Consider the following 349-nt stretch of genomic DNA (forward strand, 5'->3'; position numbering starts at 1 on the left):
GGCCCCTAGGCCGATATTTTCGGCGATCGACAATTCGGCCGCCAGGCTGAGCTCCTGCTGCACGACGGCGATGCCGGCGAGGCTTTGGTCTGCCGTCACCACACCGTCCTTCAGGATCGTCACATGCCGGCAGAGCGACCGGACCTCGTCCAGCCGATGAGAGATGTAGAGAATGGCCGTCCCCTTGGCGGCAAGGTCGCGGACAAGGCTGGAAAGCACACCGGCCTCATGCGCCGACAGCGACGAGGTGGGTTCGTCGAGGATCAGCACGCGCGGCTTGCGATAGAGCGCCTTGGCGATCTCTACCATCTGCCGCCGGCCGAGCGCCAGATCGCCGACCGGCATATCC

General features: G+C 65.3%; 1 protein-coding gene. It reads right to left on the reverse strand.

What is annotated here, in order from left to right:
- A partial coding sequence (locus tag AC1D0P_RS32900; protein ID WP_477680547.1) for an ATP-binding cassette domain-containing protein occupies positions 1 to 349 on the reverse strand: 349 nt, incomplete at both ends.

This window comes from Polaromonas sp. P1_G2, from assembly GCF_056405515.1.